Genomic DNA, 22,112 nt, shown 5'->3' with positions numbered 1-22,112 from the left:
AACGCCTTTTCATCCAACTAATGTAGGCCGGATAAGGTGCGAGCACCGCATCCGGCAAACGACTATCAGGCGTTGACCGCCTCGCCGGGATCCAGATTCAGATGGCGATTTGATGGCTGTACAAAGTACCGTTTGTCTTCCCAGCGCAGACAGGTGAGGTCTCCCCCCCAGCAACATCCCGTATCCAGCGCGTAGATACCTTCAGGCGTGCCTTTCCCCTCCAGCGATGCCCAGTGCCCGAAAGCAATGCTATAGGCTTCACTGACCGGTCCAGGAATGGCAAACCAGGGCTTCAGTGGGGCTGGCGCATCTTCTGGCGACTCTTTGCTGTACATATCCAACTGACCGTTGGGGAAGCAGTAGCGCATGCGGGTAAATGCGTTGGTAATAAAACGCAGGCGCGCCAGTCCCGTGAGTTCCGGTGTCCAGTTGTTTGGCATGTCGCCATACATGGCGTCGAGGAAGAAGGGATAAGAGTCGCTCGACAATACGGCTTCAACATCGCGGGCGCAATTCCTCGCTGTCTGCAGATCCCATTGTGGGGTAATACCGGCATGCGCCATCACCAGCTTCTTCTCTTCATCAATCTGCAAGAGCGGCTGGCGGCGTAACCAATTAAGCAACTCATCCGCGTCCGGTGCTTCGAGCAGCGGTGTGAGCCGGTCTTTCGGTTTGTTACGACTGATACCGGCAAATACGGCCAGCAGGTGCAAATCGTGATTGCCAAGGACTAACCGCACGCTATCGCCCAGCGATTTCACGTAGCGTAAAACGTCCAGAGAGCCCGGCCCACGCGCGACCAGATCGCCAGTGAGCCATAGGGTGTCTTGTTCGGGGTTGAAGTCTACCTGGTGCAGCAAGGCGATCAGTTCATCGTAACAACCGTGAACGTCGCCAATAAGGTATGTCGCCATAGTTATTGTTTTAGTGAATGAGTGTTGGAACGGCGAGCCGAAACACGGGAATGTCGATGGTAAAGGCGATGCCTTGTTCATCGATCATTTCGTAATGACCCTGCATGGTGCCCAGCGGTGTTTCAATTACCGCTCCGCTGGTGTACTGATACTCTTCGCCAGGTGCGATGTGGGGCTGAACGCCAACCACACCTTCGCCCTGAACTTCGGTTTCGCGGCCATGACCATTAGTGATCAACCAATAACGCCCCAACAGTTGCACAGGCGCTCGCCCCAAATTGCGGATAGTCACGGTATAAGCAAAAACGTAACGTTCATCATCAGGTGAGGATTGCGCCTCAATGTAGACGCTTTGTACCTGAATGCACACTCGGGGCGAATTGATCATCTTTAACTCTCCTTCGATGGCGCGTTTTCTGACAGATAGTTAGCCATCCGGCAGTATTGCGCGACAGAGATATTTTCCGCTCGCATCGCCGGATCAATACCCAGCTCGGTCAGGACCTCAACGCTAAACAGGTTGCCGAGGCTGTTACGTACCGTTTTACGGCGCTGATTAAACGCTTCGGTGGTAATACGGCTCAGCACGCGGACATCTTTAACCGGATACGGCATCGTCGCATGAGGAACCAGACGCACAACGGCGGAATCGACTTTAGGCGCAGGCGTGAATGCGGATGGCGGTACTTCGAGTACCGGGATCACATTGCAATAATATTGCGCCATGACGCTTAATCGACCATACGCTTTACTGTTTGGCCCTGCAACCAGACGATTGACCACCTCTTTTTGCAACATGAAATGCATGTCGGCAATGGCATCAGTATAGGTAAAAAGATGGAACATCAGCGGCGTGGAGATGTTGTACGGCAGGTTGCCGAAAACGCGCAGCGGCTGGCCCATCGTTTGTGCGAGTTCGCCGAAGTTCATCGTCATGGCATCTTGCTGATAAATCGTCAGCTTTGGCCCTAAAAACGGGTGAGTTTGCAGGCGCGCGGCAAGGTCCCGGTCCAGTTCAATAACCGTGAGCTTGTCCAGACGTTCGCCTACTGGCTCTGTCAATGCTGCCAGGCCCGGGCCGATTTCGACCATTGCCTGACCCTTCTGCGGATTGATAGCAGAGACAATACTTTCGATCACAAACTGATCGTTAAGGAAGTTTTGCCCGAAACGTTTACGGGCTAAGTGGCCCTGATGGACTCGATTATTCATTAGTATTAACAATCATTTTGATGGCGAGATTAAGCGCCGTAATAAAACTGCCGACATCTGCTTGCCCACGACCCGCAAGTTCAAGCGCGGTGCCGTGATCGACAGATGTGCGAATAAAGGGCAGGCCCAGCGTGATATTCACCCCGCGACCAAATCCCTGGTATTTTAGCACGGGGAGGCCCTGATCGTGGTACATTGCCAATACGGCATCCGCGTGGTCGAGATATTTGGGCTGAAACAGCGTATCTGCTGGCAGTGGGCCGTTTAGTTTCATCCCCTGCGTACGCAGTGCATCGAGGACCGGAATGATGGTGTCTATCTCTTCCGTCCCCATATGACCGCCTTCACCAGCATGCGGGTTAAGACCGCACACCAGAATATGCGGATCGGCAATGCCAAATTTGGTGCGCAAATCATGATGCAGAATGCCGATCACTTCCTGCAACAGGGCGGGCGTAATGGCGTCGGCAACGGCTCTGAGCGGCAAATGCGTGGTGGCCAGCGCCACGCGCAGCTCCTCCGTCGCCAGCATCATCACCACTTTCTTTGCCTGTGAGCGCTCTTCAAAAAACTCGGTATGCCCGGTAAACGGCACGCCAGCGTCATTGATTACGCCCTTGTGGACCGGACCGGTAATCAGCGCCGCAAATTCACCTTGCAGACAACCATCACAGGCGCGAGCCAGCGTATCCACGACATATTGCCCATTTTCTACCGCCAACTGACCTGCGACTACAGGCGCTCGTAGCGCAATCGGTAACAGCGTCAACGTACCTGCTGATTGCGGTCTGGCTGGAGTATCTGAAGAGTAGGGGAGGAGTGAAAGCGGTAAACCGAGCATCGCTGCCCGGTCACTGAGTAGAGCGGCATCCGCACAGACGACGAGTTCTACGGGCCACTCACGCTGTGCGAGCTGAACCATGAGGTCTGGGCCAATCCCGGCGGGTTCGCCGGGAGTGATGACAACGCGTTGAATACGAGTCATTAGTTGCTCAGAATTTTAACGTATGCACTGGCGCGCTGTTCCTGCATCCAGGTCGCTGCTTCTTCCGAGAATTTACGGTTCATCAGCATACGGTAGGCACGGTCTTTCTGCGCTGCGTCAGTTTTATCCACATTACGCGTGTCCAGCAGTTCGATCAGATGCCAACCGAAAGAGGAATGCACCGGGGCGCTCATCTGGCCTTTGTTAAGTTTGGTCAGCGCATCGCGGAAAGCAGGATCGAAAATATCCGCTGCAGCCCAGCCCAGATCGCCGCCCTGGTTGGCAGAACCGGGATCCTGAGAAAACTCTTTTGCTGCTGCCGCGAAGGTGGTTTTACCACTCTTAATATCTGCCGCGATTTGTTCCAGCTTCAGACGCGCTTGTTGATCGGTCATGATCGGCGATGGCTTCAGCAGAATATGGCGGGCGTGCACTTCAGTCACGGAGATGCTCTGGCTTTGACCACGCATGTCGTTGACTTTCAGGATGTGGAAACCCACGCCTGAACGAATAGGGCCGATGATATCGCCTTTCTTCGCGGTGCTTAACGCCTGAGCAAAGATGCCCGGCAGTTCCTGAATACGTCCCCAACCCATCTGGCCACCTTTCAGCGCCTGCTGATCTGCGGAGTAAGTGATGGCCAGTTTGCCGAAATCGCTACCGTTACGCGCTTCATCAACAACAGAGCGTGCCTGGCTTTCAGCCGCGTTTACCTGCTCTGACGTTGGGTTTTCCGGTAATGGGATCAGAATGTGGCTCAGGTTCAGCTCGGTGCTGGCATCGTTTTGGTTGCCAACCTGCTGCGCCAGGGCATCCACTTCCTGCGGCAAAATGGTGACGCGACGGCGAACTTCGTTGTTACGTACTTCGGAGATGGTCATCTCTTTGCGGATCTGGCTCCGATAGGTCGAATAGCTCAAGCCATCCTGTGCCAGACGGCTGCGCATCTGATCCAGCGTCATGTTGTTCTGCTTGGCGATGTTGGCGATAGCCTGATCCAACTGCTCGTCAGAAATTTTCACCCCCATCTTCTGACCCATCTGCAGGATGATTTGATCCATGATCAAACGTTCCAGGATCTGATGACGCAGCGTGGCGTCGTCTGGTAACTGCTGACCAGCCTGACCCGCATTAAGTTTTACTGACTGCATTAAGCCATCGACGTCGCTTTCCAGAACGACGCCGTTATTGACGACGGCTGCGACTTTATCGACTACCTGTGGGGCAGCGAAACTGGTATTCGCGATCATGGCGATACCGAGAAGCAGCGTTTTCCAGTTCTTCATACTTTTTCCATTTCAATTAACCGCAATGCGGATTACGTGTAAATTAATCAGATCACAAAGAGCTTTGATACGGCAAAATGTTCGAACGCAACATTTGGTTGGTGCCGAGACCGTAGTTGGAGCTCAGGCCGCGGAGTTCGATATTAAAGCCGATCGTGTTGTCATAAACTGCGTGTTTCTGGGTGTCATCCCAACCGTTCAGCTTACGTTCGTAGCCGAAGCGAATGGCGTAACAGCAGGAGTTGTACTGTAAGCCCAGCATGGAGTCTGCTTCTTTGTTCACGTTGGTATCGAAGTAGTAAGCACCGACAATCGACCAGCGATCGGCGATCGGGAAGCTTGCCACTGCGCCCACCTGCGAAATCCCGTTCTTATACTGATCGGCCGTCGAGTAGTAAGAAGGCAGGGTTGCCTGGATATACTCTGAACTGGCATAACGGTAGTTCAACTGCAGCATACGGTTTTCGTCGCGGCGGTATTCGATACTGCTGCTGCTGGTGGCGATGCTATCCAGACGCGTGTCGTACTGAATCCCACTACGCAAACCCCAGCGATCGGAGATGCGCCAGTAGGTGTCTCCCGCCCAGACCAGCGAACCCGTTTTGTCGTCATTCTCCCATTTAATGTTGTCATCGCCAGTGCGAGACTCAGTGAAATAGTAGATTTGACCCACAGAAATATTAAAACGTTCAACGGCCGCGTCATCATAAACGCGAGATGTGACCCCGGTCGTTACCTGGTTAGCGGAAGCAATACGGTCCAGACCGCCATAAGTACGGTCGCGGAACAGGCCGCTGTAGTCAGATTGCAGCAGGGACGAGTCATAGTTATAGATATGGCTTTGGTCGCGATACGGGACGTACAGGTACTGGGCGCGCGGCTCCAGCGTCTGGGTATATCCCGGCGCCAGCATTTGCATATCACGCTCGAATACCATCTTGCCGTCAACTTTAAACTGCGGCATGACGCGGTTGGCGGAATCATCCAGCTTGGTGGCGTTATTGGTGTTGTACCAATCCAGATTGGTCTGCTGATAGTGCGTAGCCAGCAGTTTCGCTTCGGTATTGATACTGCCCCAGTTATTCGACAACGGCAGGTTGATGGTCGGTTCAAGGTGAACACGCGTTGCTTCTGGCATGTTGTCATTGGTATTAACGAAATGGACCGCCTGGCCATAAATACGGGTATCAAACGGACCGACGTCATTCTGGTAATAGTTGACGTCTAACTGCGGCTGCGCAGAGTAACTGTTACTGTTTGCGGAATCGAAGACCTGGAACTGCTTGGTCGAAACCGTGGCGTCAAAGTTCTGTACCGCATAGCCGACGCTGAATTTCTGCGTGGCGTAGCCGTCGGTACTGGAGCCGTATTTGTTATCAAAATCATTAAAGTAACTGGTATCGCTGACCTTGGTGTAGTCGATGTTGAAACGCCACACCTGGTCCATGACGCCTGAGTGCTGCCAGTAGAACAGCCAGCGGCGTGAGTTGCTGTCCTTCGGATTATCATCCTCGTACACTTTATCGGAGTTCAGATAGTCAAACTCCATCAGGCCAGCGCCCGCCTGGGTGAGGTAGCGGAATTCGTTCTCCCACATGATGCCGCCACGACGGTGCATATAATGCGGCGTGATGGTGGCGTCCATATTGGGCGCAATGTTCCAGTAGTACGGGAGGTAGAACTCAAAATAGTTATTAGTAGAGTATTTTGCGTTCGGGATCAGGAAACCGGAACGGCGCTTATCGCCGACGGGCAACTGTAAATAGGGGCTGTAAAAGACCGGAACCGGACCCAGTTTAAACCGGGCGTTCCAGATTTCCGCGACCTGTTCTTCACGATCGTGGATGACTTCGCTACCGACGACGCTCCAGGTATCGGAACCGGGCAGACAGGAGGTAAAGCTACCGTTTTCCAGAATAGTATAACGGTTTTCCCCACGCTGTTTCATCAGGTCGGCTTTCCCGCGTCCCTGACGACCTACCATCTGGTAATCCCCCTCCCAGATGTTGGTATCTTTGGTATTCAGATTAGACCAGCCCTTCGGTCCCTTCAGAATCACCTGATTGTCATCGTAGTGGACATTACCCAACGCATCGACGGTTCGTACTGGCTCCGGCTGACCTTCTGCCTGCTTCTGGTGAAGCTGAACTTCGTCGGCCTGCAGGCGGCTATTACCCTGCGCAATATCCACGTTGCCGGTAAACACCGCGTCATCCGGGTAATTCCCTTTCGCGTTGTCGGCATTAATGGTGACGGGTAATTCATTGGTTTCGCCCTTCACCAGAGGACGGTTATAGCTCGGCACGCCCAGCATACACTGTGAGGCGAGATCGGCTGCCAGGCCCTGTTGGCTATAAAGGGCGCTGGCAATCATGGTGGCCAGAAGAGTGGGAATACGTTTTTTCATACGTTGTATTTATTGTTCCATCATCGGTAGCGTCGCGCGTGACAAACGGTCACAGCCTAACTTATCTCATCTTCACTGCGCTAGTGTTAATCCTGCCCATTTAGGCATCCGTGGTGTTAGGCACGGCATTGAATGACAGGTATGATAATGCAAATTATAGGCGATGTCCCACAATTGACCGCAGCCGTAAAACGGTAAAAGCAGCTTATATTGTGGGACATAGCCTGGCTGAGAGCACAAAGATTTGGGGAGTCTATGCAGTATTGGGGAAAGATAATTGGTGTAGCCGTGGCTTTAATGATGGGCGGCGGCTTCTGGGGTGTGGTTCTGGGCCTGTTAGTCGGCCACATGTTCGACAAAGCCCGTATGCGCAAAATGGCGTGGTTTGCCAACCAACGTGAACGCCAGGCGCTTTTTTTTGCCACCACTTTTGAGGTAATGGGACATCTGACTAAATCCAAAGGTCGCGTCACGGAAGCCGATATTCATATCGCCAGCCAGTTGATGGATCGGATGAATTTGCACGGTGATTCCCGTACTGCCGCGCAACACGCCTTCCGGGTGGGAAAATCAGACAATTACCCGTTACGTGAAAAGATGCGTCAGTTTCGCAGCGTCTGTTTTGGTCGATTCGATCTGATCCGCATGTTTCTGGAGATTCAGATCCAGGCGGCATTTGCCGACGGGTCATTGCACCCTAACGAGCGTGAAGTGCTGTATGTGATTGCTGAAGAGTTGGGGATTTCGCGCACCCAGTTTGATCAGTTTCTGCGCATGATGCAGGGCGGGGCACAGTTCGGCGGCGGATATCAGCAGCAGTCCGGTGGTGGCGGCTGGCAGCAGGCGCAACGAGGCCCGACGCTGGAAGACGCCTGCAATGTTCTCGGTGTAAAAACAACCGACGATGCGACCACCATTAAGCGCGCTTATCGTAAACTAATGAGCGAACACCATCCGGACAAACTGGTGGCGAAAGGGCTGCCGCCAGAAATGATGGAGATGGCTAAGCAGAAGGCGCAGGAAATTCAGAAGGCGTATGAGCTAATCAAAGAACAGAAAGGCTTCAAGTAAATATACACGGCATCCTTCAAGCTGCCTCTTTGTTGGCTGCACTGTGAAACCCCAGTCACATAGTTATCTATGCTCCTGGGGATTTCTTCGTTTGCCGCCTCGATGCATCTCGAATGATTTGTGTCTATAAATAGAGACACAAAGCAAAAACGAAATGCGTCCCCAGCAACGTTTTAAAAATCCGCCGGGACTTTAAACGTCATGCTGTTGCCGTATGCGGGATGAGTGATGGTTAACATCTCTGCGTGCAGCAGCAGGCGTGGCGCTAACGCCAGGGCTTCTGGCGGAGCGTAGAAGCGGTCGCCGAGGATCGGATGTCCTAATGCCAGCATATGCACACGCAACTGGTGGGAGCGTCCGGTTATGGGTTTGAGCACCACCCGGGCGGTGTTATCCGCCGCGAACTCGACCACTTCATACTCGGTCTGCGCGGATTTCCCGGTCTCATAACACACTTTCTGCTTTGGTCGGTTCGGCCAGTCGCAAATCAGCGGTAAATCAACCAGTCCCTCGGCAGGCGCCGGATGTCCCCATACGCGTGCGACATACTGCTTTTTCGGTTCTCGCTCGCGAAACTGGCGTTTGAGTTCACGCTCTGCCGCTTTAGTTAGCGCGACTACAATCACGCCGCTGGTTGCCATATCCAGACGATGTACGGATTCAGCCTGTGGGTAGTCGCGTTGAATACGCGTCATCACGCTGTCTTTGTGCTCATCCAGACGACCCGGCACGGACAACAAGCCGCTCGGCTTGTTGACCACCATAATGTGCTCATCCTGATACAGGATAACCAGCCAGGGTTCCTGCGGCGGATTGTAGTTTTCCATCCCCATGTATGGCTCCGTTACTGGTGCGTCACGACGATCAGACGCAGGGCATCCAGACGCCAGCCCGCCTGCTCCAGGCTTTCCAACACCTGCTGGCGGTTGCTTTCAATGGCGCTCAGTTCGTCATCACGGATGTTCGGGTTAACGGCACGTAGGGCTTCCAGACGCGACAGTTCTGCTGTCAGCTTCTCATCCGCTTCTTTGCGCGCCGCGTCGATCAGCGCACGGGCGGATTTTTCCACCTGCGCCTCACCCAACTGCAGGATGGCATGAACATCCTGCTGCACGGCGTTGACCAGTTTGCTGCCGGTGTGGCGGTTAACGGCGCTGAGCTGACGGTTAAAGGTTTCGAATTCAACCTGCGCGGCAAGGTTATTGCCGTTTTTATCCAGCAGCATGCGTACCGGCGTTGGCGGCAGGAAGCGGTTCAACTGCAGCTGTTTCGGCGCTTGCGCCTCTACAACGTAAACCAGTTCAACCAGCAGAGTGCCGACCGGTAACGCTTTGTTTTTCAATAAAGAAATAGTGCTGCTTCCGGTGTCGCCGGACAGGATCAGATCCAGACCATTGCGGATCAGCGGATGCTCCCAGGTAATAAACTGCGCGTCTTCACGCGACAGGGCGACATCTCGTTCAAACGTAATGGTGCAGCCATCTTCCGGCAGGCCAGGGAAATCCGGTACCAGCATATGATCGGACGGCGTCAGTACGATTAAATTGTCGCCACGGTCATCCTGGTTAATACCAACGATATCAAACAGGTTCATGGCAAAGGCGATCAGGCTGGTGTCGTCATCCTGCTCTTCAATACTTTCGGTAAGTTGCTGAGCTTTTTCACCACCATTGGAGTGAATTTCCAGCAGGCGATCGCGGCCTTGCTCCAGTTGGGCTTTCAACGCCTCGTGCTGCTCACGGCAGGTTTTGATCAGGTCATCAAAGCCATCGGTATTTTCCGGCTCAGCCAGGAAGCCAATCAGATTGTTGTATACCGTGTCATAGATAGTACGTCCGGTTGGGCAAGTGTGTTCGAACGCATCCAGACCTTCGTGGTACCAGCGCACCAGCACGGATTGCGCGGTTTTTTCCAGGAACGGTACGTGGATCTGAATATCATGTGCCTGGCCGATACGGTCCAGACGACCAATACGCTGTTCCAGCAGGTCCGGGTTGAACGGTAGGTCGAACATCACCAGGTTGCTGGCGAACTGGAAGTTACGCCCTTCTGAGCCGATTTCAGAACACAGCATCACCTGGGCGCCGCTATCTTCTTCGCTAAACCAGGCCGCCGCGCGGTCACGTTCAATAATCGACATTCCTTCATGGAACACGGCGGCGCGGATCCCTTCGCGTTCGCGCAGGACCTGCTCCAGTTGCAGCGCGGTGGTCGCTTTCGCGCAGATAACCAGCACTTTTTGCGAACGGTGGCTGGTCAGGTAGCCCATCAGCCATTCCACGCGCGGATCAAAGTTCCACCAGGTGCCGGTGTCGCCTTCGAATTCCTGATAAATCTGTTCCGGGTAGAGCATGTCGCGAGCCCGGTCTTCCGCACTCTTACGCGCGCCCATAATGCCGGAGACTTTTATCGCGGTCTGGTATTGGGTCGGCAACGGTAATTTGATGGTATGCAGTTCGCGTTTCGGGAAGCCTTTCACACCGTTACGGGTGTTACGGAACAGCACACGGCTGGTGCCATGGCGGTCCATCAGCATCGAAACCAGTTCCTGACGCGCGCTCTGGGCGTCTTCGCTGTCGCTGTTTGCTGCCTGCAATAATGGCTCAATATCCTGCTCGCCAATCATGTCGCCTAACATGTTCAGCTCATCGTTACTCAGCTTATTGCCAGCCAGTAGCATGGCGACGGCATCAGCGACCGGACGGTAATTTTTTTGCTCTTCAACAAACTGGGCGAAATCGTGGAAACGGCTTGGATCCAGCAGGCGCAGACGTGCAAAGTGGCTTTCCATACCCAGTTGTTCTGGCGTAGCGGTCAGCAGCAGGATACCCGGTACGCGTTCAGCCAACTGTTCAATGGCCATATATTCGCGGCTGGGCGCATCTTCGCTCCATACCAGGTGATGGGCTTCATCGACAATCAGCAGATCCCATTCGGCGTCACACAGGTGCTCCAGACGCTGTTTACTGCGACGGGCAAAGTCCAGCGAACAGATAACTAACTGTTCGGTTTCAAATGGGTTGTAGGCGTCGTGTTGCGCTTCTGCATAACGCTCATCATCGAACAGCGCAAAACGCAGGTTGAAACGGCGCAGCATTTCGACCAGCCACTGGTGCTGTAGCGTCTCCGGGACGATGATCAGTACGCGTTCAGCGGCGCCGGAAAGCAGTTGCTGATGCAGGATCATCCCGGCTTCAATGGTTTTACCTAAACCCACTTCGTCAGCCAGCAAAACGCGCGGGGCGTGACGACGACCAACATCATGAGCAATGTTGAGCTGGTGGGGGATCAGGCTGGTACGTTGGCCGCGCAAACCACTCCATGGCATACGGTACTGTTCGCTCTGAAATTTACGCGCGCGATAGCGCAGCGCAAAGCGGTCCATACGGTCAATCTGACCGGCAAACAGGCGATCCTGTGGTTTGCTGAATACCAGTTTACTGTCGAGCAACACTTCACGCAGCGTTACACCGGTTTCTTCGGTATCAAGGCGGGTTCCGATATAGGCAAGCAGGCCGTTTTCTTCTTTTACTTCATCGACATGCAGTTGCCAGCCTTCATGGCTCGTTATCGTATCGCCAGGATTGAACATCACGCGGGTCACGGGAGAATCACTGCGCGCATACAGACGGTTTTCGCCCGTCGATGAGAAAAGTAAAGTGACGGTTCGCGCATCCATGGCGACAACAGTACCAAGTCCCAGTTCGCTTTCTGTATCGCTGATCCAGCGTTGACCAAGTGTAAAAGGCATATATGTTCGGCTCTATATCTTTAATTGCAGGCAATACTCGTCATTTTCCGGACTAACCCGGTTTTTGAGAGCATACGACCCCGCTACCAGGCTAATAAATCAGTGGTAGTGGTGTTAAATGGGTCCAGGAATGGAAAGGGCGCTATGGTACTGGATGGCGGCGGTTTCGTCACGCGTCAAAATAACCCCAGTTGCCCTGTGAGTAGTGTAGCAAAGTTATCATCGATAAAGGGAAGTATTCCCTCGGCAACCGGTTGTATCTGACGGGTCAGATAGTGCTCATAATCGAGAGCAGATTGCTGATAATCCACAGGTTCAGGGCCGTTTACTGTCCAGACATATTTAATGGTGCCACGGTTTTGGTACTGTGGCGCGCGACCTCGTTTTATATTCTGTTCATCAGCCAGTCGTGCCGCGCGGACGTGTGGCGGAACATTACGCTGGTATTCACTTAACGGGCGGCGCAGGCGTTTGCGGTACACCAGTTGTGCATCCAGTTCACCTGCCATCAGACGGTCGATGGTCTCGCGGACAAACTCCTGATACGGCTCGTTACGAAAAATTCGCAGGTACAGCTCCTGCTGGAATTGTTGCGCCAGCGGTGTCCAGTCGGTGCGAACCGTTTCCAGTCCCTTAAACACCATGCGTTGTTCAGCCCCTTCCTGAATCATCCCGGCGTAACGCTTTTTACTACCGGTATCCGCACCGCGAATAGTCGGCATCAGAAAGCGACAAAAGTGGGTTTCAAACTCCAGCTCCAGCGCGCTGGTCAGATTTTGTTGCTTTAGCGATTGCGCCCACCACGAGTTGACATGGCTCACCAGCTCCCGGCCAATCCGGGCGGCATCATCTTCTGAGTGCGCCTTTTTAAGCCAGACAAAGGTCGAGTCGGTATCACCATAGATAACGTCGTAACCCTGAGCCTCAATTAACGCTTTGGTCTGGCGCATGATCGCATGGCCGCGCATCGTGATTGATGAGGCCAGTCTCGGGTCGAAAAAGCGACAGGCGGTAGTACCCAGTACGCCGTAAAACGCATTCATGATAATTTTCAGCGCCTGCGAGAGCGGTTTATTCCCGTGGCGTTTTGCTTCTTCACGCCCGTGCCAGATCTGAGTAACGATCTCCGGCAGGCAGTGTTTTTCGCGTGAGAACCAGGCGTCAAGAAAACCTTCGGTGCTGTGCTCCCGATCCGGGTGCGCCATCCCTTCGATAAGCCCCACCGGATCGATCAAAAATGTACGAATAATTGAGGGGTACAGGCTTTTGTAATCCAGCACCAGAACGGAGTCGTACAATCCCGGGCGCGAGTCCATCACATAGCCGCCGGGGCTGGCGTGCGCGGGAACTTCCCCCTGATTTGGCGCCACGTAACCCGCCCGGTGCATGCGCGGAAGGTAGAGGTGGCCGAAGGCGGCAACCGAACCACCGTGACGGTCGACCGGCAGACCGTTGACCGTCGAGCGCTCCAGCAGAAAAGGCATGATCTCGGTTTTATGAAAAATGCGCGTGACCAGCTCACAGTCTTTGAGATTGTAGGTGGCGAGCGCGGGTTTATCCTGGGCAAACCGACGGTCAATTTCGTCCATTCGGTCCCACGGGTTATCAATCGATTTTCCTTCGCCCAGCAATTCTTGCGACACCGTTTCCAGCGAGAATGACGAGAAATTCCAGAATGCGGATTTGAGCGCTTCAATGCCGTCTATGATCAGTCGACCTTTGGCCTGCGCGAAGAACATGCCGTTTTTGAAGCCATGCTCTCGCCACTCCAGTTCGCTATTATCACGACCAAAACGCAGGGAGATGCGATAACGTTCGGCATGCTTTTGCAGGACGCGTAAATCGAATTGCACCACATTCCAGCCAATGATGACATCGGGATCGTGACGGGCAATCCAGTTGTTGAGCTTTTCCAGCAACTGCGGTCGGCTAGCCACGTACTCAAGTTCAAAATCCAGCGCCGAGGCATCGCCGTTTGCCGGGCCGAGCATGTAGACAATACGCTGCCCGCAGCCTTCAAGACCGATGCAGTAGAGTTCACCATGCCGCGTGGTTTCGATATCCAGCGATACCCATTTTAGCGGCGGTCGATAGTCCGGGTTTGGCTTAAGGCGGGCATTAATCAGCGTGCCGTTATGTTTGTCGCCTTCGACCCAGATCGGGGACGTGATAAAGCGCTCCATCAGATATCGCTCTGGCGGGCGTACGTCAGCCTCATAAACGGTGATGTCGTTTTCGCGCAGGAGTTTTTCCAGCCGCATAAGCTGGCGGTGGGAGCGGCAATACAGACCCGAAACGGGCTGGCGGTGGAAATCTTGTAGCTGAAGCGGCGTCAGGCGATAGCCGTTCTCTGTACGTAATAATGATGTAACGCGCGGAACCTGACTGCCAGGTATAAACGCGACGGATTCCTGAGGCGCGAGCGTGACCAGCAGCGGCCCGTCGTCTGTCGCCAGCCAGAATGAGACCTCAGTTCCCTGCGGGGTGTCCCGCCAGTGCCGGGTTAAAATAAAGCCTGCCTGCGCCACGCTGTGTATCCATTAAAAAACCAGGCATGATTATAGCCTGGATTGCACGATTGTACTGTTATTTTGTACAGTTGTAAGATAAAAGTCGCGGTAAGATGCAGTAGCAGTGACAGTAAAATTCTTTTCGGGTACAAAATTTCAGTGTCGAACTATTTAATTTATGAATACAGTTTCTGGTTATACTTCCGTAAATTATTTGATTAGTCTGTTTTGATTATTTATTTAAATTACTACTTTTTGATTATGTGTTTTCCATAAATTGATAGTCTGCTTCAGGAGTTTTTTCACATTTTCAGAATAGTGCTCAACCCATTCTGTTACTTACCCCTCGGTTCAGAAAAAATTACACTTTTTTTAATTTGTTTTTATTCATGGTTAGTGTAACTATTTTAATCGAAGCATTCGGGTTGTCAGGTTGAATATAATATATATTATTGGATTACTATTGTCTGGATAAAAACAGATTTTCGGTACGATTTCGTCGGGAATATCTCTCTGCATAATTTGATTTTTATCTCCTGATGTAATTTTTATTCATCTGGCGGCTCGGGTGTTTTATATCAATAGCTTGGGTGTGTTGTGAAATGGAGAGGTGTTATGAATGTTTATACTCAGGCGTTACAGGTAGGATATGACCACTATTTATTTGTTAATACTCAGCTATCTAACCCGACTATTAAGTCGGTAAGTCAATACATTGAGTATAGAACATGGTCAGGTCAAATCTGGCGCTCTGAGATTATTGATCGTGGGAATGCCTTCTTTCACTGGCAAGGACAGGACAGAATAAATGGGCATCGTGATACGGTTATTAATTATCTGTTGAACGGCCAACGCTGGCAGTCAACAATTGCAGATTATATTTTCTTTCATTCTCTGGATGGCGAAGAGGCGCTGGGACATTATGATAATGTGATTAAATACGTTTGTGCTAATAATTGTGTGTATCGAAGTACGTTTGCGGAATATATAACTCAATAATAAGAAGGCGCGTCATTGTTTCCGGACGCGCCTGGCGTCATTTCACTGACCGTAATAGGCTTTTGCGCCATGTTTACGCAGGTAGTGTTTATCCAGCAGGGTTTGTTGCATATCCGGCAACTGCGGCGCGAGTTGGCGGCAGAATATCCCCATATAGGCGACTTCTTCCAGCACGATGGCGTTATGCACCGCATCTTCGGCATTTTTTCCCCAGGCGAACGGACCGTGAGAGTGCACCAGTACGCCTGGCATCTGCGCTGCGTCAATCCCTTGTTTCTCAAAGGTTTCAACGATCACATTACCGGTTTCCCACTCATACTCGCCGTTGATTTCGTCCTCGGTCATTTTACGTGTGCAGGGAATGGCGCCGTAGAAATAGTCCGCATGGGTGGTGCCTGTCGCCGGAATCGACTGACCCGCCTGCGCCCAGATTGTCGCGTGGCGCGAGTGGGTATGAACAATGCCGCCAATGGTCGGGAATGTCTGATATAACAAACGGTGCGTTGGGGTATCGGAGGAGGGCTTTTTCGTGCCTTCAACGACTTCCCCGGTGGCGATACTGACAACAACCATATCGTCTGCGGTCATGACGCTGTAATCGACACCGGAAGGTTTAATCACAAACACGCCGCGTTCGCGATCGACGGCGCTAACGTTACCCCAGGTCAGCGTCACCAGGTTGTGCTTGGGCAGTGCCAGATTCGCTTCCAGTACCTGACGTTTAAGATCTTCTAGCATGTAAACTCCTGAATGCCGGATGGCGTTTCGCTTATCCGGCCTACGGTGATTTGTAGGCCCGGTAAATGAAATGCCACCGGGCAATCCGTTTCACCAATTAACGTTTGAACCCGTAATACACTTCGTTCCAGCGCAGCGCGTCCTTAAAGGCCGGCAGACGGGTCTCGTTATCGATCACTGCGATCTCGATATCGTGCATTTCAGCGAACTGGCGCATATCGTTCAGATCCAGCGCATGGCTGAAGACGGTGTGGTGCGCGCCGCCGGCAAGGATCCAGGCCTCAGATGCGGTTGGTAGATCCGGCTGGGCCTTCCACAATGCGTTCGCCACCGGCAGTTTCGGCAGGTCGTGCGGCGTTTGCACCGTGTCGATGCAGTTAACCAGCAGGCGATAACGATCGCCGAGATCGATCAGGCTGGCGACCACTGCCGGGCCAGTTTTGGTGTTGAAGATCAGACGGGCAGGATCGTCTTTACCACCAATACCGAGGTGCTGAACGTCGAGGATCGGTTTCTCTTCCACAGCGATTGACGGGCACACTTCCAGCATGTGTGAGCCGAGCACCAGATCGTTGCCTTTCTCGAAGTGGTAGGTGTAATCCTCCATAAATGAGGTGCCGCCCTGCAGACCGGTTGACATCACCTTCATGATGCGAAGCAGAGCGGCGGTTTTCCAGTCGCCTTCGCCCGCAAAGCCGTAGCCTTGCTGCATCAGACGCTGTACGGCCAGACCCGGAAGTTGTTTCAGGCCGTGCAAATCTTCAAATGTCGTCGTGAAGGCGTGGAATCCGCCCTGCTCAAGGAAGCGCTTCATTCCCAGTTCAATTCGGGCGGCTTCCAGTACGTTCTGACGTTTCTCACCATGGACTTGTGTGGTCGCCGTCATGGTGTAGGTGCTTTCATACTCGTCGATCAGCGCGTTGATTTCGCCGTCACTAATTGCGTTCACTACCTGCACCAGGTCGCCCACGGCCCAGGTATTTACCGAGAAGCCGAATTTGATCTGTGCGGCAACCTTATCGCCGTCAGTGACCGCCACTTCGCGCATGTTGTCGCCAAAACGGCAGACTTTCAGATGGCGGGTATCCTGTTTGGACACCGCCTGGCGCATCCAGGAGCCAATACGCCCGTGCGCCTGCTTATCCTGCCAATGGCCGGTGACCACGGCGTGCTGCTGACGCATACGCGCACCGATGAAGCCGAATTCGCGACCGCCGTGTGCGGTCTGGTTCAGGTTCATAAAGTCCATATCAATGCTGTCCCACGGCAGGGCGGCGTTGAATTGGGTGTGGAACTGCATCAGCGGCTTATTGAGGATAGTCAGACCGTTAATCCACATTTTGGCTGGAGAGAAGGTGTGCAGCCAGACCACCAGACCTGCGCAGCGATCGTCATAGTTGGCATCACGACAGATAGCGGTAATTTCGTCAGGTGAAGTACCCAGCGGTTTTAACACCAGTTTGCAGGGCAGGTTAGCTTCCGTATTCAGTGCGTTAACAACGTGCTCGGCATGTTGGGTTACCTGACGCAGGGTTTCCGGGCCATACAAGTGCTGGCTACCAATCACAAACCACACTTCATAGTTATTAAAAATTGTCATTGTCGTGTCCTTAATGAGTCAGGGTTGCCAGGTCTACCGGGGCTTGTTGCGCCGGAGCGGCAGTCGGAAGGTATTGTTGTTCAGCGCTTACCGCCCACTGCTGGTAGCGGCGGTAAAGTTGTTCAAAACGTTGAGCCTGTTCTGGGCGAGGTTGCATCGTCTTTTCTACTGCGCTCGCCATGTGTTGCTGGGCGGCTGGAATGTCTGCATGGACCTGCGCGGCAACGGCGGCGAAGATAGCCGCACCGAGCGCGCAGCACTGGTCTGAAGCGACAATCTGTAGCGGACGGTTTAGCACGTCGCAGCAGGCCTGCATGATGACCGGGTTTTTACGCGCGATACCGCCGAGCGCCATGACGTTGTTAACCGCAATGCCTTGTTCGGTGAAGCATTCCATGATGGCGCGCGCGCCAAAGGCCGTGGCGGCAATCAGACCGCCGAACAGCGCTGGCGCATCGGTTGCCAGATTCAGGTCGGTAATGACGCCTTTCAGACGCTGGTTGGCATTCGGCGTACGACGACCATTAAACCAGTCGAGCACCACCGGCAGGTGATCCAGCGACGGATTTTTCGCCCAGGCTTCGGTGAGCGCTGGCAGCAGCTGTTTTTGGCTGGCTTTAATCTGGGTTTTCAGTTCCGGGTGCTGCGCGGCAAGCTGTTCCAGCGGCCAGCTCAACACGCGGCTAAACCAGGCATAGATGTCGCCGAAAGCAGATTGCCCCGCTTCCAGACCGATAAAATGCGGCACCACGCTGCCATCAACCTGCCCGCAAATGCCTTTCACCGCGCGTTCGCCAACGCTGTGTTTATCGGCAATCAGAATGTCGCAGGTAGACGTGCCGATAACTTTCACCAGCGTATTGGGCTGTGCGCCTGCGCCGACCGCGCCCATATGGCAGTCAAAAGCGCCGCCTGAAATCACCACGCTTTCCGATAGACCCAGGCGCTGCGCCCACTCGGCACACAGAGTGCCAACCGGCAGGTCCGCCGTGAAGGTATCGCTAAACATTGGGTATTGCAGATGGCGGTTGAGGATGGGGTCGAGTTCGTCAAAGAAACTGGCTGGCGGCAGCCCCCCCCAGCTTTCATGCCACAGGGATTTATGCCCGGCGCTGCAGCGACCGCGACGAATATCCTGGGGGCGCACAGTATTGGAGAGCAGGGCCGGAACCCAGTCACACAGCTCAATCCATGAGACCGCCGCCTCGGCGACCGCGTGGTCCTGGCGAGTCACGTGCAGGATTTTTGCCCAGAACCATTCGCTGGAATAAATACCGCCAATATAGCGGGAGTAATCGATCTTGCCCGGCGTGTGGCACAGGCGAGTAATTTCTTCGGCTTCTTCTACCGCAGTGTGATCTTTCCACAGAACAAACATCGCATTCGGGTTTTCCGCGAACTCCGGGCGCAGCGCCAGTACGTTGCCGTCGGCATCGATAGGCGCCGGGGTTGAGCCGGTACTGTCAACGCCAATCCCGACCACTTCTGCGCGTTGTTCCGCGCTCAGTTCGGCGAGTACGGTTTTCAGCGCCGCTTCCATGGATTCAATGTAGTCGCGCGGATGATGGCGAAACTGGTTGTTTGGGCCGTCGCAAAACTGCCCTTCCTGCCAACGTGGGTACCACTCAACGCTGGTGGCGATTTCTTCACCAGTGGCACATTCCACCGCCAAAGCGCGTACCGAATCACTACCAAAATCGAGGCCAATTGCAATCGCCATCGTCTTACTCCATCCAAAAATACGGGTATGGATAAACAGTAGTGACCAGGGATAAAAACCGTCAGGCAGGATTCGCTAATCTTATGGACTAAAATGCTGTGGCATCACAAAGTGTGACGCCGTGCAAATAATCAATGTGGACATTTCTGCCGTAGTTATAGACACTTTTGTTAGCCGATTTTGACGTTGGCGTGGTACATGTTTTTTACAAATTGCTTTTCACAAGCGGGGTTGATGGTCCATTACCGCAAACAACTGTGGCCCGCCGGGACGACGGCGATGATGTCTGGCGTAATATGGACAAATTGTTTCTTAGCAGAACCCAGGGAGTATTGAAATTATGGCTGAAACGCAAAACGATCCCCTCCTGCCGGGCTATTCGTTTAACGCACATTTGGTGGCTGGATTGACCCCCATTGAGGCGAACGGATACCTGGATTTTTTTATCGACAGGCCGCTGGGGATGAAAGGCTATATCCTCAATCTCACTATTCGTGGGGAAGGGGTCATTAACAATCAGGGCAAGCAGTTTGTCTGTCGACCTGGCGATATTTTGCTGTTTCCGCCTGGCGAAATTCACCACTACGGACGCCATCCTGACGCCAGCGAGTGGTATCACCAGTGGGTCTACTTCCGGCCACGCGCTTACTGGCAGGAGTGGCTGGCCTGGCCGGCCATTTTTGCCCAGACCGGTTTCTTTCGCCCTGATGAAGCGCATCAACCGCATTTCAACGAACTGTTTGGGCAGATCATCAATGCCGGGCAGGGAGAGGGACGCTATTCCGAACTGCTGGCGATTAATTTGCTGGAGCAATTGTTACTCCGACGTATGGAAGCCATTAATGAGTCGCTGCACCCGCCAATGGACAACCGCGTTCGTGATGCCTGTCAGTACATTAGCGATCATCTGGCGGACAGCAATTTTGATATTGCCAGCGTCGCACAGCATGTCTGCCTGTCGCCTTCCCGTTTGTCACACCTGTTCCGCCAGCAATTGGGCATCAGCGTATTAAGCTGGCGTGAGGATCAGCGAATCAGTCAGGCGAAGCTACTGCTGAGTACCACGCGAATGCCTATCGCCACGGTGGGTCGCAACGTCGGCTTTGATGACCAGCTCTATTTCTCTCGCGTTTTCAAAAAATGTACCGGCGCCAGTCCGAGCGAGTTCCGTGCTGGATGTGAATAAAAAGTGAATGATGTGTCCTGAAAGTTGTCATAACTGGCAATCTATTCAGACAATTGATGGCTTGACGAAGTTGAGAAGGGTTATCAAAATCCCTGCTTCGTAAATCTGACGGACACATTATGCAAGCATTGCTGGAACACTTTATTCTCCAGTCCGCCCTGTACTCTCTGATCGCCGTACTTTTGGTGGCCTTTTTGGAGTCTCTGGCGCTGGTTGGTCTGATTCTGCCTGGCACCGTGATGATGGCGGGGCTGGGGGCGCTGATTGGCAGTGGCGAACTGAATTTCTGGCATGCCTGGCTTGCGGGCATCGTCGGTTGCCTGTTGGGGGATTGGATCTCCTTCTGGTTGGGCTGGCGCTTTAAAAAGCCGCTGCACCGTTGGTCGTTCATGAAAAAGAACAAGGCGCTGCTGGATAAAACCGAGCATGCGCTGCATCAGCACAGCATGTTTACCATTCTGGTGGGCCGTTTTGTCGGCCCAACGCGTCCGCTGGTGCCGATGGTGGCGGGTATGCTGGATCTGCCTGTCGCAAAATTTATAGTCCCGAATATTATTGGCTGCGTGCTGTGGCCGCCGTTCTATTTCCTGCCGGGTATTTTGGCGGGCGCGGCAATCGATATTCCTTCCGATATGCAGAGCGGAGATTTCAAATGGCTGCTGCTGGCGACGGCGTTGCTGCTGTGGGTTGGAGGCTGGTTATGCTGGCGGCTGTGGCGCAGCGGCAAAGCGGCAGTCGATCGTTTAACTGCGTATTTCCCCCGCAGCCGTTTACTGTATCTGGCGCCGTTGACGCTCGGGATCGGCGTGGTCGCGCTGGTGGCGCTGTTGCGTCACCCGCTGATGCCGGTATATATCGATATTCTGCGCAAAGTTGTGGGTTACTAGCGATTCCTTTGCCGGATGGCGGCTTCGCCTTATCCGGCCTACGAAATATGAGGCTTGATGCCTAACAGCGCTGAGGCGCTGGCTTGACCGCTTAGTAGCTCGTCTGTTTTGCCTTGCCACGCAATGCGTCCGTCGGCGACCACGATTGACCGGGGCGCAATTCGCGCCGCATCTTCGACGCTGTGGGAAACCATCAGCAGCGTAAGCTGCTTATCACGGCAGACCTCGGCGACCAGGGTTAACATCTCCTGACGCAGCGCGGGATCGAGCGCAGAGAACGGTTCATCGAGCAGCAAAATGGGTTGCTCCCGCACCAGACAACGCGCCAGCGCCACACGTTGTCGCTGCCCGCCGGAAAGCTCACCGGGGAGTCGCTCCAGCAGTGAATCGAGCCCCATTTGCCGGGCGATGTGGCGCATTTTTTCCCGCTGCGATGCGTTCAGTTTTAATCCCGGATCAAGACCCAGACCGATGTTTTGCCACACGCTCAGATGGCTGAACAGATTGTTTTCCTGAAACAGCATGGAGACGGGACGACGCGAAGGGGGCGTTGCGGTGTGATCTTCACCTTCAATCATCATTGTGCCGCTGGCAGGCGCAAGAAAGCCGGCAATCAGATTCAGCAACGTACTTTTCCCGGCACCGCTGGGCCCGAGTATTGCGACCTGCTCACCGCGCGAGACTGACAGCGTAAAGCGCATGGGCAAATGGTGGTAAAGCCATGTGATATCAATCAGTTTTAACATTTCTACCCGGCAATTTCTCAATAACGGTAAACAGCGTAAAACACAGGATCAGCAGCAAGAGCGCCGTAACCGCGCCATCCTGACTGCGATAAGATCCAAT

At 53.6% G+C, this 22,112-nt stretch carries 18 protein-coding genes; 4 read left to right on the top strand and 14 right to left on the bottom strand.

The window, feature by feature from the left end; genetic code table 11:
* Nucleotides 1-65 precede the first annotated feature (65 nt).
* From apaH to lptD, 6 genes are read right to left on the bottom strand one after another with little or no spacing between them, the layout of a single operon-like run.
* Nucleotides 66-914 (bottom strand): bis(5'-nucleosyl)-tetraphosphatase (symmetrical) ApaH, encoded by an 849-nt coding sequence (gene apaH / locus KQJ18_RS09570; RefSeq protein WP_038637114.1) that lies wholly within the window; start codon nucleotides 912-914, stop codon nucleotides 66-68.
* 10 nt (nucleotides 915-924) lie between these two features.
* Nucleotides 925-1,302, bottom strand: coding sequence for a Co2+/Mg2+ efflux protein ApaG (apaG, locus tag KQJ18_RS09565; protein ID WP_038637116.1), 378 nt, complete (start codon nucleotides 1,300-1,302; stop codon nucleotides 925-927).
* 2 nt (nucleotides 1,303-1,304) lie between these two features.
* Complete coding sequence (gene rsmA, locus KQJ18_RS09560; RefSeq protein ID WP_005124503.1) at nucleotides 1,305-2,126, bottom strand: 16S rRNA (adenine(1518)-N(6)/adenine(1519)-N(6))-dimethyltransferase RsmA; 822 nt, start codon at nucleotides 2,124-2,126, stop codon at nucleotides 1,305-1,307.
* Nucleotides 2,119-3,111, bottom strand: a complete 993-nt coding sequence (pdxA, locus tag KQJ18_RS09555; RefSeq protein WP_199979745.1) for a 4-hydroxythreonine-4-phosphate dehydrogenase PdxA — start codon at nucleotides 3,109-3,111, stop codon at nucleotides 2,119-2,121. The genes rsmA and pdxA overlap by 8 nt, the downstream gene beginning before the upstream one ends.
* Nucleotides 3,111-4,397, bottom strand: a complete 1,287-nt coding sequence (gene surA, locus KQJ18_RS09550; protein ID WP_038637121.1) for a peptidylprolyl isomerase SurA — start codon at nucleotides 4,395-4,397, stop codon at nucleotides 3,111-3,113. The genes pdxA and surA overlap by 1 nt, the downstream gene beginning before the upstream one ends.
* 52 nt (nucleotides 4,398-4,449) lie before the next feature.
* The gene (lptD, locus tag KQJ18_RS09545; protein ID WP_216421884.1) at nucleotides 4,450-6,804 is read right to left on the bottom strand and encodes an LPS assembly protein LptD; all 2,355 of its coding nucleotides are present in this window, start codon (nucleotides 6,802-6,804) and stop codon (nucleotides 4,450-4,452) included.
* Nucleotides 6,805-7,059: 255 nt separating this feature from the next.
* Here lptD and djlA point away from each other — a divergent pair, with 255 nt between their 5' ends.
* Nucleotides 7,060-7,875, top strand: coding sequence for a co-chaperone DjlA (djlA, locus tag KQJ18_RS09540; RefSeq protein WP_003845702.1), 816 nt, complete (start codon nucleotides 7,060-7,062; stop codon nucleotides 7,873-7,875).
* 173 nt (nucleotides 7,876-8,048) lie between these two features.
* Here djlA and rluA read toward each other — a convergent pair whose 3' ends face one another.
* The 3 genes from rluA to polB all read right to left on the bottom strand — a co-directional run bounded on the left by rluA (nucleotide 8,049) and on the right by polB (nucleotide 14,154).
* Nucleotides 8,049-8,708, bottom strand: a complete 660-nt coding sequence (gene rluA / locus KQJ18_RS09535) for a bifunctional tRNA pseudouridine(32) synthase/23S rRNA pseudouridine(746) synthase RluA (protein WP_038637129.1) — start codon at nucleotides 8,706-8,708, stop codon at nucleotides 8,049-8,051.
* An 11-nt stretch (nucleotides 8,709-8,719) separates the two neighbouring features.
* Nucleotides 8,720-11,626 carry an RNA polymerase-associated protein RapA gene (gene rapA / locus KQJ18_RS09530; RefSeq protein WP_038637132.1) on the bottom strand — a complete coding sequence of 969 codons (2,907 nt, stop codon included), beginning with the start codon at nucleotides 11,624-11,626 and terminating at the stop codon, nucleotides 8,720-8,722.
* 176 nt (nucleotides 11,627-11,802) lie between these two features.
* Entirely contained in the window at nucleotides 11,803-14,154 is a 2,352-nt protein-coding gene (gene polB, locus KQJ18_RS09525; RefSeq protein ID WP_216421883.1) for a DNA polymerase II, read from the bottom strand.
* Nucleotides 14,155-14,751: 597 nt separating this feature from the next.
* Here polB and KQJ18_RS09520 point away from each other — a divergent pair.
* Nucleotides 14,752-15,135, top strand: coding sequence for a DUF4751 family protein (locus KQJ18_RS09520; RefSeq protein ID WP_038637140.1), 384 nt, complete (start codon nucleotides 14,752-14,754; stop codon nucleotides 15,133-15,135).
* Nucleotides 15,136-15,177: 42 nt separating this feature from the next.
* Here the strand turns inward: KQJ18_RS09520 and araD are convergent, their stop codons facing one another.
* The 3 genes from araD to araB all read right to left on the bottom strand — a co-directional run bounded on the left by araD (nucleotide 15,178) and on the right by araB (nucleotide 19,193).
* Complete coding sequence (araD, locus tag KQJ18_RS09515) at nucleotides 15,178-15,873, bottom strand: L-ribulose-5-phosphate 4-epimerase (RefSeq protein ID WP_216421882.1); 696 nt, start codon at nucleotides 15,871-15,873, stop codon at nucleotides 15,178-15,180.
* 97 nt (nucleotides 15,874-15,970) lie between these two features.
* Nucleotides 15,971-17,473 carry an L-arabinose isomerase gene (gene araA / locus KQJ18_RS09510; RefSeq protein WP_216421881.1) on the bottom strand — a complete coding sequence of 501 codons (1,503 nt, stop codon included), beginning with the start codon at nucleotides 17,471-17,473 and terminating at the stop codon, nucleotides 15,971-15,973.
* A gap of 10 nt (nucleotides 17,474-17,483) precedes the next feature.
* Nucleotides 17,484-19,193, bottom strand: a complete 1,710-nt coding sequence (araB, locus tag KQJ18_RS09505) for a ribulokinase (RefSeq protein WP_069324067.1) — start codon at nucleotides 19,191-19,193, stop codon at nucleotides 17,484-17,486.
* Nucleotides 19,194-19,533: 340 nt separating this feature from the next.
* Between araB and araC the strand changes: the two genes are divergently transcribed.
* Both araC and KQJ18_RS09495 read left to right on the top strand, forming a co-directional pair.
* A complete protein-coding gene (gene araC, locus KQJ18_RS09500) occupies nucleotides 19,534-20,379 on the top strand; it encodes an arabinose operon transcriptional regulator AraC (protein WP_006686679.1) in 846 nt (281 codons plus the stop codon).
* Nucleotides 20,380-20,498: 119 nt separating this feature from the next.
* Nucleotides 20,499-21,266: a DedA family protein gene (locus KQJ18_RS09495; RefSeq protein ID WP_038637157.1), complete on the top strand. Its 768-nt coding sequence runs from the start codon at nucleotides 20,499-20,501 to the stop codon at nucleotides 21,264-21,266.
* A gap of 38 nt (nucleotides 21,267-21,304) precedes the next feature.
* Here KQJ18_RS09495 and thiQ read toward each other — a convergent pair whose 3' ends face one another.
* Together thiQ and KQJ18_RS24645 are read right to left on the bottom strand one after the other, a co-directional pair.
* Nucleotides 21,305-22,012 carry a thiamine ABC transporter ATP-binding protein ThiQ gene (thiQ, locus tag KQJ18_RS09490; protein WP_038637159.1) on the bottom strand — a complete coding sequence of 236 codons (708 nt, stop codon included), beginning with the start codon at nucleotides 22,010-22,012 and terminating at the stop codon, nucleotides 21,305-21,307.
* On the bottom strand, nucleotides 21,996-22,112 hold a 117-nt coding region (locus KQJ18_RS24645), incomplete at its 5' end, for a hypothetical protein (protein WP_253297473.1). The genes KQJ18_RS24645 and thiQ, both read right to left, overlap by 17 nt.

Source organism: Citrobacter sp. S55_ASV_140, from assembly GCF_018919505.1.
Taxonomy (GTDB): Bacteria; Pseudomonadota; Gammaproteobacteria; order Enterobacterales; family Enterobacteriaceae; genus Citrobacter; species Citrobacter werkmanii.
This window is presented reverse-complemented; position numbering and strand designations above follow the sequence as displayed.